17 protein-coding genes and 1 tRNA gene are annotated in these 13690 nt (G+C 59.4%); 9 read left to right on the top strand and 9 right to left on the bottom strand.

The features are described from left to right. Nucleotides 1-199: 199 nt before the first annotated feature. The 8 genes from DDD63_RS02555 to DDD63_RS02520 all read right to left on the bottom strand — a co-directional run bounded on the left by DDD63_RS02555 (nt 200) and on the right by DDD63_RS02520 (nt 4966). On the bottom strand, nt 200-439 hold the full coding sequence (locus DDD63_RS02555; RefSeq protein ID WP_164505429.1) for a DUF2283 domain-containing protein: 240 nt from the start codon (nt 437-439) through the stop codon (nt 200-202). A gap of 195 nt (nt 440-634) precedes the next feature. Then, nucleotides 635-859: a DUF2283 domain-containing protein gene (locus DDD63_RS02550; RefSeq protein WP_108715052.1), complete on the bottom strand. Its 225-nt coding sequence runs from the start codon at nt 857-859 to the stop codon at nt 635-637. Between the two features lie 118 nt (nt 860-977). Beyond that, on the bottom strand, nt 978-1196 hold the full coding sequence (locus tag DDD63_RS02545) for a DUF2283 domain-containing protein (RefSeq protein ID WP_164505428.1): 219 nt from the start codon (nt 1194-1196) through the stop codon (nt 978-980). A 9-nt stretch (nt 1197-1205) separates the two neighbouring features. Then, complete coding sequence (locus tag DDD63_RS02540; protein WP_108715050.1) at nt 1206-1646, bottom strand: DUF4258 domain-containing protein; 441 nt, start codon at nt 1644-1646, stop codon at nt 1206-1208. A gap of 307 nt (nt 1647-1953) precedes the next feature. Continuing rightward, nucleotides 1954-2688, bottom strand: coding sequence for a sulfite exporter TauE/SafE family protein (locus DDD63_RS02535; RefSeq protein ID WP_108715049.1), 735 nt, complete (start codon nt 2686-2688; stop codon nt 1954-1956). Nucleotides 2689-2746: 58 nt separating this feature from the next. Beyond that, entirely contained in the window at nt 2747-3727 is a 981-nt protein-coding gene (locus DDD63_RS02530) for a ribose-phosphate diphosphokinase (RefSeq protein WP_108715048.1), read from the bottom strand. A gap of 19 nt (nt 3728-3746) precedes the next feature. After that, entirely contained in the window at nt 3747-4811 is a 1065-nt protein-coding gene (locus DDD63_RS02525; protein ID WP_205647302.1) for an NTP transferase domain-containing protein, read from the bottom strand. Nucleotides 4812-4895: 84 nt separating this feature from the next. After that, nucleotides 4896-4966 (bottom strand) — tRNA-Gln (locus DDD63_RS02520). Nucleotides 4967-5020: 54 nt separating this feature from the next. Here DDD63_RS02520 and DDD63_RS02515 point away from each other — a divergent pair. From DDD63_RS02515 to DDD63_RS02475, 9 genes are all read left to right on the top strand, one after another. After that, nucleotides 5021-5701 (top strand): TetR/AcrR family transcriptional regulator, encoded by a 681-nt coding sequence (locus DDD63_RS02515; RefSeq protein WP_240611361.1) that lies wholly within the window; start codon nt 5021-5023, stop codon nt 5699-5701. Nucleotides 5702-6038: 337 nt separating this feature from the next. Continuing rightward, a complete protein-coding gene (locus DDD63_RS02510) occupies nt 6039-6425 on the top strand; it encodes a hypothetical protein (protein WP_108715047.1) in 387 nt (128 codons plus the stop codon). Between the two features lie 9 nt (nt 6426-6434). Further along, nucleotides 6435-7751 carry a WXG100 family type VII secretion target gene (locus DDD63_RS02505; RefSeq protein WP_108715046.1) on the top strand — a complete coding sequence of 439 codons (1317 nt, stop codon included), beginning with the start codon at nt 6435-6437 and terminating at the stop codon, nt 7749-7751. Then, entirely contained in the window at nt 7748-8083 is a 336-nt protein-coding gene (locus DDD63_RS02500) for a hypothetical protein (RefSeq protein WP_108715045.1), read from the top strand. The genes DDD63_RS02505 and DDD63_RS02500 overlap by 4 nt, the downstream gene beginning before the upstream one ends. Nucleotides 8084-8128: 45 nt before the next feature. Further along, nucleotides 8129-8776 (top strand): hypothetical protein, encoded by a 648-nt coding sequence (locus DDD63_RS02495; RefSeq protein ID WP_108715044.1) that lies wholly within the window; start codon nt 8129-8131, stop codon nt 8774-8776. A gap of 59 nt (nt 8777-8835) precedes the next feature. Next, on the top strand, nt 8836-9453 hold the full coding sequence (locus DDD63_RS02490; protein WP_108715043.1) for a hypothetical protein: 618 nt from the start codon (nt 8836-8838) through the stop codon (nt 9451-9453). Nucleotides 9454-9516: 63 nt separating this feature from the next. Continuing rightward, a complete protein-coding gene (locus DDD63_RS02485; RefSeq protein WP_108715042.1) occupies nt 9517-10167 on the top strand; it encodes a hypothetical protein in 651 nt (216 codons plus the stop codon). Nucleotides 10168-10448: 281 nt separating this feature from the next. Beyond that, the gene (locus DDD63_RS02480) at nt 10449-11450 is read left to right on the top strand and encodes an ATP-binding cassette domain-containing protein (protein ID WP_108715041.1); all 1002 of its coding nucleotides are present in this window, start codon (nt 10449-10451) and stop codon (nt 11448-11450) included. Next, nucleotides 11450-12628 (top strand): ABC transporter permease, encoded by a 1179-nt coding sequence (locus DDD63_RS02475; RefSeq protein WP_108715040.1) that lies wholly within the window; start codon nt 11450-11452, stop codon nt 12626-12628. The genes DDD63_RS02480 and DDD63_RS02475 overlap by 1 nt, the downstream gene beginning before the upstream one ends. A gap of 42 nt (nt 12629-12670) precedes the next feature. Here the strand turns inward: DDD63_RS02475 and DDD63_RS02470 are convergent, their stop codons facing one another. Then, complete coding sequence (locus tag DDD63_RS02470; protein WP_108715039.1) at nt 12671-13684, bottom strand: 2-hydroxyacid dehydrogenase; 1014 nt, start codon at nt 13682-13684, stop codon at nt 12671-12673. Nucleotides 13685-13690: the final 6 nt, after the last annotated feature.

Raw genomic sequence — 13690 nt, 5'->3', positions numbered from 1 at the left:
CCGGCCCGACCGGACCGATGTGGCCTCTTCCACGACAGGCGACACCACAAGGGCATAACCACCGCGTCGATAACGGAGTGGCTGACGTAATGGCCCAGCGCCAACCGGCTAGTCCGTACCGTCAGCTCTCCCTCGCCGAGGCAACTGTGCCAGTTTAACGCGACAATGCCACGAATCCAAGCCAACGAATTCGCCGGACTTACGGGTTGATGCGTTCGCAGAGAGTGAGGAATTCTGGTGGTACTCCTTGTTTTGCGTGGAGGATCTTGATTCCGACTAGGCGGCCTTTGACGTCGAGGTCAAGTGCGATCTCGACAGGGTTGATTCCCTCGGGGTGCCGCAACCCGGTGACGGATTGCACGATCGTGAAGTCGCCTGTGAACTCGTCAACCAGGGCAATATAGGCGACGTCGACCTTGTCATCGTATGTCATTCGCATGGTTCTTCCTTTTCGTTGTAGTTCTGTTGGGGTTCGTTGTCGTTCGGTTGGGGGCATGTGGTTGTAGGCGAGTGAACAAGCCTGCAAAACTCTGGGGCACGGATCAGAGGCAGATCAGGGGCCTGGACCAGACATCGGCCCGTATAGGACCACGGCGCAACCGGTCAGGGGCCCGCACCCTGCCCGGTTGCGTGCCTAGGCGAGGCGTTCGCATTGAGAGATGAACTCCGGCGGCAGGCCGTCCTTCGCGAAAAGCACTTCGATTCCGACAAGCCGACCCTTGACGTCGAAGTCCAGATTGATCTCCCACTCATTAATCCCGTCGGGGTGGTGAATCGCCGTCACCATGTCGTGGCTTCTCATGTTGTCGATCAGCCCGATATAGGCCGCGTCAACATCTGCAGCGTAGGTCATATACATGATTCCTCCTTCCGTGGTGGTTAATCCCTGCCTGTTCGCCAAGAAGCTCGCGTTGGGTCATCAACTCGGCTGTTCTCTGCCAGAAGTGCGCGGCTAAGGCGCTTCTCTCGGCAAGGTTTCAGGCGAGCTGTTGACATTGAGCTACGAACTCAGCTGGAAGGCCCTCCTTGGCAAAGAGGATCTCAACCCCGACAAGGCAGCCTTTCACATCGAAATGCAGGTTGATCTCCCACTCATTGATCCCATCAGGATGATGAATCTCGTTGCGCGAGGCGTATATTCTCGAGATGTCAACGAGTTCAATGTCTGCCGCATCGGCCACACTGTCGTATGTCATGTGCATGATCTAGTTGTTTCCTTTCGTTATCGTGATGATGTTGCCGGTTCTGTTGTCGATGACGACTCGGATCTTGTTCTGCCCTTTCCCGGAGGTAAAGACCGATGTATTTCCATTGCCTTTCGTTCTTTTCCCGTTGTTGATGACATTCTTCACCATCTGCCGGGAGAGTCCGTGTTTCGCCATTTTCTGCGTTGAGTGGAATGTGAATCGGATCGCGAGCCGCCCGAGCCACATGAGGACCGCACCGACGGCCGGTGGGATGACCGGCGTGATGGGCGGCAGAGTGAATGCTTCGTCCGGAGCGGTGCGGCCACTTGTAAGGTGACTGGTCAATACCACCGGCGGGATAGGTGGTTGACGGTTTTCTGAGGCTGATGCCGTGACAACGCCGGCAGTGCCAAGCGCAACGCTGAGTGCCGTTGTAGCAGCGATAGTACGGAACAACATAGTTTCGTCCTTGGGTCGTAGGTACATGACAGGGATCAGCAACCTTGCCGGGCTGCAGATCGGTGTACAACCGGGCCCGATGTACATCACCGAGCATACAGAGTATCTGGTTGCGAAGTAAGGGGCCTCGTTACTCAGCCCCTACCTTTCACTCACAGCGGACACGACAGGTGCACTACGTAAAGCCAGAGTCGTACGGCGCTATAACCGGCGGGACGGCCCGAGTAGTGCGCGCCAGCACCCAGCACCAGTAGTTCCGGCTACCACTCGCACTTGGAACTACGCCGTCGTCGGAACAACGCCGACCCTAACGCACAATCAACCATACGGTCATAACCAGACCGCCAACGGCCACCATCCAGCGCATGACGTTTTCCGGAATGTAGCGCTGGATGATCGGCGCAACATAACCTCCCGCAAAAGCGCCTACACCAACGGCAATGGCCGCAGGCCAGTTCACTTGGCCACGGGTGATGAAGATTAGTGCGGCCGCCATGTTCGACACCAAGAGCATGGGCGTTTTCATCAGCACCGCATCGTGGGCGGACATCGGCGTTGCCAGAACACATAGAGCAAAAAACAGCACTCCCGCCCCGGCACCGAAATATCCGCCGTAGATCGTAATGAGGAGCAGAATCGCGAGGAATGCCCATAGCGCCAGGCGATGCTTCGTCACCGCACCGTTAATCCGTGGACTCAGCATCACCAACACCGTACCGGTCAACACAAGCCATGGAACAATCGCTTCGAATACGGCCGGGTCGGCCACGATGAGGAGCCATCCCCCAACAGCGCCTCCAACGAGGGATACCAGCAACTGCGGCCATAGCGGGTACACCTTTACCTGCAGCATTCGCCGCCATGCCTTCGCCACGGAGCCGGCTCCTGCACCAAGCAATGCCACCGTGTTCGAGGTATTCGCCAGTACCGGCGGGATACCCAGCGCAACCATAACCGGATAGCTCACCAGAGACGCCAGCCCCACGAGGTAGCCGACGATTCCTGCGCCCACTCCGGCCAGCACAAGGATTGTGTAATACATCCCTTTAAGAGTATCGCGATGACACCTGAACGTAGAGCGCAGCCACGTGGCTGCATCGTCAGTAGGCGCCGTCGAACAGGCTTGTTACCGAGCCATCCTCGAACACCTCGTCGATGGCGCGAGCCAGGATGGGAGCAATCGGCAGTACGGTCAGTTGCGGGAAACGCTTATCCGGCGGGATGGGCAATGTGTCGGTAATGACCAGCTCACGCAGGCCCGATTCCTGCAGCCGGGCAACCGCCGGATCGGAGAGCACGCCGTGCGTAGCGGCGACGATGACGTCCTTTGCTCCGGCTTCCAACACCACACGCACCGCACCGCATATCGTTCCGGCCGTGTCGATGAGGTCATCCACAATCACCGCGGTGCGTCCGATGACATCACCTACAACACGATTCGCCGTCGCCTTATTCGGGTTGTTGATGTCGCGAGTCTTATGCACGAAAGCGAGCGGAACGCCTCCCAGCCGGTTGCCCCACTGTTCCGCCACCTTGATACGCCCGGCGTCCGGGGACACCACTACAGCGTTCTCGGTGTCGATGCGTGTGCGCACATATTCCACCAGCGTGGGCATGGCCCACAAATGATCCACCGGGCCGTCGAAGAAGCCCTGCGACTGGGCGGCATGCAGATCGACGCTCATGATGCGGTCGGCTCCGGCGGTTTTCAGAAGGTCCGCCACCAGGCGGGCGGAGACGGGTTCGCGGCCACGGTGCTTCTTATCCTGGCGTGCATAGGGGTAACAGGGAGCCACCGCGGTAATGCGCTTCGCAGACGCACGCTTGGCGGCGTCGACCATGATCAGTTGCTCCATCAGCCACTTATTGATCGGGTCGGGATGCGACTGAAGGATGAAGACGTCCGCTCCACGTACCGATTCTTCGAAGCGGACATATATCTCTGAGTTCGCGAAATCGTAGATCGTGGTGGGAAGCAGGTCGATCCCCAGTTCCTCTGCCACATGTTTGGCAAGTGCCGGATGCGCTCTGCCGCTTACCAGCACGAGGCGTTTATCGTTGCTGACCTGCATTCCCGTCATGATGGATCCCCTGTATCACTCAGTTGGCCGGTAGTCGTTTCGGGTCAGTACCGTCAGCGGATTCTGTTTCTGCTGACACGGCGGTGTAGGGCAAGAGCCGAGCGCCTGCCGATATGGATGCGTCGTGAACGACGACGTGCCGGGCGACGGCGTTCTCACCCACGAATGCGTTCTCGAATTCGCCCGGTCCAACGATTGCGCCGGTCGCCACGACCGTCTTTCCACGGAGCAGGGTCCCCGGTTCCACCCGACAATCCGGTTCCAGGCGCACACCCACATCGATCGACGTCGTCGCCGGATCAATAATCGACACCCCGGATCGCATCCATTTTTCTAGAAGGCGGCGATTCATCTGCGCGCGCAGGGTGGCCAATTGCGCCAGATCATTACAGCCTTCCACCAGCCAGGAGTCATCGAGAACCAGATCTCCGACGCCGGCGTCGGCACCGTAGGCTGCAGATACCACGTCGGTGAGGTACATTTCACCCTGCGCGTTGGCGGTACCGAGATTGCCGAGAGCGCCGCGCAGGAAGGCCAAATCGAATGTGTATGTCGACGTGTTGATTTCCCGAATGGCCCTCTGCTCGTCGGTAGCGTCGCGGTGTTCAACCACACCACGAACCTGCCCTGCGTCATCACGCAGAATTCGACCGTATCCGGTGGCGTCGGGAACCAGGGTTGTCAGAATCGTCACGGCATTTGCCGCGTGGTTCTCTACCAGCCTCGAAAGCGTTGGAGTATCGAGGAGAGGCGTATCACCGGCCATCACGACGACTGCGCCGTCAAGACTTTCTGGCAACGCCTGCAGACCGCACCACACCGCGCGGCCTGTGCCCTTGATCTCGTCTTGCCATGCAATTGCCGCGGCGGCGTCGCACTGCTGGGCGTGCGCCGCGACGATCTCACCCTCGTGGCGCACCACGACAACAAGATGCTCAGGTTCCAGGCCACGCGCCGCCGCAATGGCATGGCCGAGCAATGACCGCCCGCACATGGTATGCAAGACTTTCGGAGTGGCGGACTTCATACGGGTACCCTGCCCCGCTGCGAGGATGATAACCGCGGCCGGATGCGACACGCTCACGGCAACCCCCTATCTGGGTGACTGGGACGGGCCCCTCGGCACTCATGTGCCGAGCCGCGCGGCACTTTGCAGATGCCACGCCAGCTCCGCCTCCAGGACTCGAACCTGGACTAAAGGTTCCAAAGACCTCTGTGCTGCCATTACACCAAGGCGGAATTCAGACCATGATGATTCTAGCGGGGGATTCGCCTCCTGTCATAATGGAAGCCATGAGTGATTCTCTACCGGCTCCGCACCTGCCAACTCCTAAGCGCGTGCGCATGACGCGCGCCGAGCGGCGCGAACAGTTGATTCGCGTGGCAAGGGAACTCTTTGGAGCACGCGGATACGACGCTGTATCCATCGAGGAAATCGCCTCCGCCGCCGAGGTGTCAAAACCCGTGATTTATGAGCATTTTGGCGGAAAGGAAGGCCTCTACCAGGTCATTGTGGACCGCGAATTGACCACTCTCACCGACATGCTCGCGGCACAAATGCGCCCCGAATTACCCCCGCGGGCGATGCTGGAGGGCATCGTGCTCTCCCTTCTCGACTACATTGAGGACAGCGCCGACGGTTTCCGCCTACTGTCGCATCAGTCCCCTTCCGCCGTTACATCCGGCACATTCTCCACGGTGATTGCCGACGTCGCAGAGCAAGTGGCGGACTTGCTGGCTCCTTTGTTGGAGAGGCAGGGGCTTGATCCGAAAACCGCCCCGATTTACGGTCAGCTGCTGGCGGGGGCAATCGGGCGGATCGGGCAATGGTGGGCCGATGATCGGTTGCTTTCCAAGGAGGAGACGGCCGCTCATGTGACGAATCTCGTCTGGTTCGGGCTACGGGCAATGGAACGCAATCCACATCTGGTGACCTTAGGGCGCGATGGCGGAGCGCCCGCAAGCGAGGGTTAGCAGTCCACCCCGACTGCCTCTGCGGCCTTGCGCAGCGGAACCGCGACGGGCGACGGTTAGTCGCCGCCCCAGTAATAGCCATGTGACCAAGCACATATTTCAGCTTTGCCGTCGCCCCCAGCGGCGGGTATCAGAGTGCAGCAACCCTCCACCTCGGACCTCTCACCTGCGCAAACGTGATTCGGGCGACAGTTCGTTGCGGGCTCGCAGCCACCCGCCGCCGTTGGAGTTCGGGTGCTGGCGCTCTCCGTGTCCTAGCGCCAGCCACCTTCATCCTGTTAGCCTTTAATCCACAGCGAAATTTCCATTTCTTCCATGCCTCGTACAGGAGCATCGTATGGGTGATATCAGGCTTGATGTGGATCAGATGGCGGATCTGCGTAAGCGGCTACTGAAGATCGCGGACAATCTCCACCTCGAAACCTTCCCGTACGTGCCTGATGTTGGTTTAGGTTTCCCGAGCCTGTTCGATTCGGCGATTACCTTCGGCCTTGCTCACACGGAACGGCGTTCGCGCGCAATCTCCTGGTGTGAGGATACGGCCGACGCGGTTGATTACACGGCCAAGTTTGTCGGCCAGACGGATGACGATGTCGCGCATGATTGGGCCCAGTCGGATTCGGGGGCCTCGTGGCAGGCCATGGCGCTACTCCTCGGCGGCGAAGTCACCGGGACGTCGGTCTGGTCGCAGATCTTTACCGGCAATGATCACCGCGCCCACTAGGGGTGGACTATGTCGTATTTCAATAACTTGATCGGGGATGTGCCCGGCGATCCGGCCGAGGTAGCCCGTTACGCCCGGGAAGTACGAGCGGCCGGAGAGAACGCGGAGGAAGCGTATGGCGATCTGCGGCATAGCGAACGCGCGGTACCCGATTGGCAGGGCGCCTCCGCCAATGCATTCCAATCTGCCATGTCCGAACAAAAGTCAGCCGTAACGCGACTGCAAGATGGGCTGTATAAGGCGGCAAGTTCGTTAGAGAACTACGGATACATTGTTGCCGAGTTCAAGCGATTGGCAGCCAATGTACAGGGCGAGCTGGAGAAGTTGGACGCACAGCTCTCCGGTGTTGCCTCCTGGCAGGAGGCAGCCACCTATATGGCACTGTCTCCGCAGGTCGCCCTGCTCGTCGACGACTACAACCGATACCTCACCTCGCTGGAGGAGGCGGCAGACCAATGCGGTGCCGAGTTACGCAATGCGCTGGATATCGAGCCGGTCAACTATAACGACGACGGTGTTGAGATAGGCTCGCAACGGTCGCTGACCGAGCGGGATATGGAGCGGATCAATAACCAGCTGAAGGACATGGCCCCAGAGGATATCAACCAGCGTGGCATCGGGGACTGTACCTACCTGGCTGGTCTGGGATCGGTGATGCAGTACCCGGAGGGGCAGGAGTGGCTCGCCTCCTGCATTACTCCGCACTATGACGCGAGTGGAAAGCAGGACGGCTACCTGGTTACACTCTACGACGATCCCCTCCATCCCGATGACGACGCTAAACAACAGGTATTGGTCACCGATGTTTACACCAGAGGCGTGAAAGGGAGTAACGGCCCTAGTGTCGTCTCTGTTTTCGAGTCCGCCTACGGTCAACTCCATCCTGGTGGCACACTGGGCGGCCCAGACGGTATCAGTGGCAATAGCGGCACGGAGGTCTTCAAAGACATCACCGGCTTGGAGGCCACATCAGTCCTTGGCATGGGAAGAGAATACGACTCCGAGAAACGCGCCGCGATCATCGAGGCCAGTAGGAACCACCAGCCCGCCATCGCCTCGACCACCGTGGTACCCGACGGAACCTTCGATAGCGAGGGCCATGCAACCGTCACCGCGTCACTTCCGGATGGCAGCCAACAAGAGATCTTTCTGAACGGCTCACATGCCTACACCGTCGTGTCTGCCGACGCGTCTGGCGTGACACTACGCAACCCCTGGGGCCACAATGACACCCCTAGCGACAACCCTGTGGACGGCACATTCCATTTGTCCTGGGATACGTTCTCACAGTATTACGGTCAGGTCGACATAGGAACCATCCCATGAACCACAACAGCAGCGGCATTCTTATCCCTGCCCAGGAGATGACTGTTCTTCATCTCGGCGATGACCCGGACGGACCACGGTACACGGTGTCCGGCGTGCGTATTGAGCACGGTGTACAGAAAGCACACCTACGCGGCGGAGGCAGGACCGGCCGTATCAAACGGACCCTGCAGGCCGGCGAGTCGGTTAACCATCCCGGAGTTGGGACCTTCACGCTGGTGCATATTCGCGTTCAGGTTCGCACTCCCGGACGCACCGGTGGCGGCGGTATTGCTACCTTTGTCTTCAAGCCCGCACCCGGATTCACCATCAACCCGGCCTTGCTTACATGAAAGAACGCACCAGATATGCAGAGAAGCACAGACTGGAGAAGAAGGATGGCACGCAAACTCACCGTACTGGCAGCAGTACCGTTATTCGTGCTTTCCGCCTGCGGTGCAGACCTTAGCGTTCCCCTACCCTCCGTCAGCCGCATGACGATCCCAGCTGACAAAGCTGCCTGCACTAACGGCATCATCATCAGCATCAGCGAAGGGACAGTTCTCGACCTCGGTACAGACTTGGAAGGCCCCCACTACACGGTCTCCGGTATTCGCATCGAAAACGGTATCAGGAAGGCTTACGTCGGCGGAGGAGGCAAGGAAATCGGCAGTATCGGACAGACTCTTCAAGTCGGGGAGTCCATCACCCAACCCGGCGTCGGCACCTTCACCCTGAGGTCCATCACCCCGTATGAGGGAGACCCAGAACTTATCGGTGCTGGCGGTTCCGCCGGGTTCTGTTTCGAGCCGGAACCCGGTTTCGAGGTTGATCCTTGCCTCGTGAAAGAACAACCCTACTGGCATACACTTCCGCCAAGTATCCCCTCACCGGCAGCGGACGAACCGAACTGCCCGGACGATCCCTACGAAGCCGATGCAGCTGACGAAATCGAAAAGCCTGACGAAACCGACGACTCCAACACACCCAACGAAACCGACAACCCCGCCACCCCGGCAGAGGAATCGGATACCACGCACACGTAGCCATCGGCAATCACATGGGCAGACAAGCACTTCGACAAACGCGAGGAAGAGAACACACCATGCGGCTCAGAGCCACGCAAAGAACCCAACTCGGCACGGCAATCATCACCGCAGCCCTCCTAGGATCCACGCTCTCCTCCTGCACCGCAGACCTCAACGTTCCCATGCCCTCCGTCAGCCGCATGACAATCCCGGCTGACAAAGCTGCCTGCACTAACGGCATCCCGATCGCCATGATAGAACGAACCAGCCTGTGGCTTGGCGCCGACGATGACGGGCCGAAATACACAGTCTCCGGCGTTCGCATCGAAAACGGCATCAGAAAAGCTCACATCCGCGGAAGTGGCAAGGGACTCGGCAGCATAGACAGGACTCTTCAAGTCGGGGAGTCCGTCACCCAACCCGGCGTCGGTACCTTCACCCTCCTCTCCATCACACCAGAGGAACGTGATCGTGATCCAGAACTCATCGGCTCCGGCGGTTCCGCCGGATTCTGCTTCGAACCCGAACCCGGATTCGAGATCGACCCCTGCCTCGTGAAGCAAATGTTCGCCGACCAACCCCTCCCACCCACTATCCCCTCACCGGCAGCAGACGAACCACGCTGCCCGGACAACCCCGACGAAACCGACACCCCCACCGCCCCGGCAGAGGAATCGGATACCACGCACACGTAGCCATCGGCAATCACATGGCGGGGCAGACAAGCACTTCGACAAACGCGAGGAAGAGAACACACCATGCGGCTCAGAGCCACGCAAAGAACCCAACTCGGCACGGCAATCATCACCGCAGCCCTCCTAGGATCCACGCTCTCCTCCTGCACTGCGGACCTCAACGTTCCCATGCCCTCCGTCAGCCGCATGACAATCCCGGCTGACAAAGCTGCCTGCACCAACGGCATCCCGATTGGCATTCGTGAAGGCACTCGCTCTCGGCTTGGTGTTCCCCCAGACGGCGTGAACTACACGGTGTACGGCGTCCGCATCGAAAACGGGGTCAGAAAGGCCACGCTCAGCGGCGGTAACACCATCACTGGCATAGACAGGACTCTCCAAGTCGGCGAGTCCGTCACCCAACCCGGCGTCGGCACCTTCACCCTCCTCTCCATCACACCAGAGGAACGTGATCGTGATCCAGAACTCATCGGCTCCGGCGGTTCCGCCGGATTCTGCTTCGAACCCGAACCCGGGTTCGAGATTGACCCCTGCCTCGTGAAACAAATGTTCGCCGACCAACCCCTCCCACCCACTATCCCCTCACCGGCAGCAGACGAACGACGCTGCCCGGACGACCCCTACGGCCTCGACGAACCCTACGAAATCGAAGACCCTGACGAAACCAACACCCCCACCACCCCGCCAGAGGAATCAAACCCCACAAACACGTAACAGACCCACACTCCACTGCATGTCAGCGCCCATTGACCAGCATCCCATATCCACACCAGAGAGGCCGCCGTCGCCTCCCACTCGGTACAGCAGCACGACGCCCTCGCACAACAGCGGTCAGCAAAGACCGCTGACCGGGAAGAATCCCCGTTCCGGAGGAAGACCCCCGGCTACCCGCGCTTGGCCATCCACTGCTCAATCTCACCAACTCCCCGGGGTTGTACACGGCTATCTGCAATGTGATAGCTTGGCCAGGAAGTACCACTACATGGAGGAGCGGCATGCTTCAGATCGACAGCCTCAATAAGTCGTTCGGCAGCCTACAGGCCCTGAACAATCTGTCCTTCCACGTGAATCCAGGCGAGATCTTCGGATTCGTCGGCTCGAACGGCGCGGGAAAAACCACCGCTATGCGCATTATGCTCAACGTACTCGCCGCCGATTCCGGCACAGTGACGTGGAATCATAACCCACTAGACTTCGATACCCGCCGCAAGGTGGGCTATATGCCGGAGGAACGCGGACTCTACCCGCGTATGGCTGTCGGCAAGCAACTCATCTACCTGGCACAGCTACACGGCCTAGACGCTGAAGCCGCAAAAACCGCCATGGAGCATTGGACCGAGCGGCTCAACATCGCATCCCGCCGCAACGATAACGTTCAAAAGCTTTCCCTCGGCAACCAGCAACGAGTACAACTGGCTGCATCGCTTGTGCATGACCCGATACTACTCGTCCTGGACGAACCGTTCTCCGGCCTGGATCCAGTAGCCGTAGATGTGATGAGCAAGGTCCTACAAGAGAAGGCAAAGGTCGGCGTCCCGGTTATCTTCTCCTCCCATCAGCTCGATCTGGTGGAGCGCCTCTGTGATCGCGTTGGCATTGTTTCGCAGGGGCATATGATCGCCGAAGGAACGATTGACGAACTTCGCGGCGCCAACCATAAGCAGCTCGCCATCGCTTCCGGAGCCTCGTTCGACGCCCTACGAGATGTGCTCACTCCACTGGGCATCCGCGTTGAGGCGGATCCCCTCGAAGGAACCTCCGAGGCACCCCGTATCGACGGCACCGTCCGAGTCGTTTTTGATCAGCCCAGCGCCGTCGACGACCAACAAATCCTCCAGGCGGCCCTGTCAGCGGGCCCGGTGCACGAGTTTGCGCCGCGCCGTCCCCACCTGACCGAGCTATTCAAGGACGTCGTCGTGGCGCCTGCCGAAGACGAAGAAGAAACAGCGAAGAAACCCAAGCGAAGTCTGTTTTCGCGGCGAAAGGCGGTGGCCTGATGCTCGGAATCGTTATTAGGCGTGAATTCAACACCATCTTGACGTCGAAGGCAATGCGTATCTCAACCGCCATTGTCGTCGCAGTATTGCTACTCGCTGGAGTTGCTGGGCGGATCTTCCTGCACAACGACGAGGAATCCACCCCGCAAGCCATCCCCATCGCGGTAACGCAAGATGCCTCCCCGCTAACCGAGTTCCTCGTCGGGCAGGGTGGAATCGAAGTAGTCGAGGCAAGCGGAAATCCCGAGACAATTCTGCAGGACAACGAGGAAGTCGAGGCCGTTGTATCGGGAATACCCGCCGAACCAGTTCTCTCGACCCGCGGCGAAGCGAACGCTATTCGTGAAAAGGTCGTCCTCGCATCCACCCTCTATCTGGTTGACCAGCAAGGCGTGCTCACCCCCGAGTTGTCATCACAGTTGGTCAGATTGTCCTTCTTACAGGTCAACGTCATCTCAACCAACGCAATGTTCGAGAACCCAATGGGTTACCTCGCCGGAACGATCGGATGTGCGCTATTGATGGTGATAGTTCTGCTGGGTATCTCCACACTATCTGCTGGCGTCGTGGAAGAGAAGTCGAGCCGCGTGGTGGAGATCCTGCTGACAACGGTGCGCCCGCGTACCTTCTTACTCGGCAAGATCCTTGGCATTGGTTCGGCCATGCTCATCATTTTTGCCGTCTACCTCACGGCATTGCTCTCAGGCCTCGCAATCGCCGGGCTTCTCAGTAATCTCTCCGCGCTCGGCAGCCTGGGCCTGTGGGTCTTCCTGCCGGTCGTTCTTCTATGGATCGTACTCGGGTATTTCACCTACGCCGCACTAATCGGTGGCCTGGCAGCGACGGTATCGAGACAGGAAGATCTGGGGGCGGTACAAACCCCGGTCGTCTTCTTCCAAATGATCCCGTTCTATGCGGCACTTAACCTAGTTCCGCTGCTACCCGACGCAAGCATCACCCGCATACTTTCGTATGTTCCCTTCCTCTCCCCCTACATGATGCCCATGCGAACCGCTCTTGACTCCGTGGCTCTCTGGGAGCAGCTACTGGCAGCGGCTCTGACACTTGTCTGTATCCCACTGCTCGGCATACTCGCCGGGAGGATCTACGAGCGATCCATTCTGCGCACAGGCGAGCGCGTCAAGATCACATCGCTATTCAGGGGGTCTCAGGGATAACTTTGCCGAGCGTGCCCACCCCGCGTGCTCCAGCGCGGGGTGTCATATCACCGCATGCAGCACCTTTTCTCCCCGCGTGTATCGCGCGATGTCCTCCGCCCCGGTGCGAGCCGCCACCTCGGCTGAGCCGCGACTCGCGCCGGCAATATGCGGTGTCAAAACCACATGTGGCGCCCTCAGCAAGCGATGGTCGGAAGGCAGGGGCTCAACCGGGAATACGTCAAGCGCCGCGCCGCCCAGATAACCGGATTCCAACGCATCGCAGAGGGCATCTGCGTCAAGCAGGGCACCACGTGCACAGTTGACCACTACCGCTCCCGGGTTCAGCAGCGCCAGTTGTTCGGCGCCGAGCATACCCCGGTTTTCTGCGGTCAATCGCGCGTGCAGCGTCACTATATTCGCGTCTCGCAACGCAGCCTCCAAGGAGACGGCGTGCTCTATACCATCTGGAAGCAGGTGCGAATCGAGGAACGGATCATAGACCCGCACATGCGCGCCGAGCGCTCGCAACGCAGCGGCAACACGTGAACCCACCGCACCGTATCCGACAAGTGCCACAACGGCTCCATCAATCTGGAGCGGAACTTTCTCATAATCGTAATAGTCCCCACGCCACTGCCCCGCTGCCAATTCATTGTGCCGCTGCGGAATTTGGCGCACCGCCGCCATAATCATCGCCACGGTATGCTCCGCCGTCGCAGCCGCGTTTCGCCCGGGAGTATTCGTAACGACCACGCCGCGATCCGCTGCGGCAGGCAAATTGACGTTAACCGGTCCCCCGCGGCATACCGTTACCATCCGCAACTGTGGGCAGGCCTCCAGTACCCGGCGTGTGAAAGGGTGCGTGTGCGTGAAACACACCTCCACCCCAGTGAGAGCAGCGATAAGTTCCTCCTCATCTCCCACGGCTTCATCGACATCACCGATTGACGCCAGCGGCGTATACGGGAAGTCGTTTGCGATGGAGGCGATCTCCACATCGGGCAAATGCTTCCGCAAAGAGTCGGTCATCACCCGTGCAGTCATAAAACGATCTGCGGCAACCAGCACTTTCATTTTTCG

This window comes from Actinobaculum sp. 313 (genome assembly GCF_003073475.1).
Lineage (GTDB): Bacteria > Actinomycetota > Actinomycetes > Actinomycetales > Actinomycetaceae > Asp313.
The sequence above is the reverse complement of the archived record's forward strand: the minus strand, read 5'-3'. Positions and strand labels throughout refer to the sequence as shown.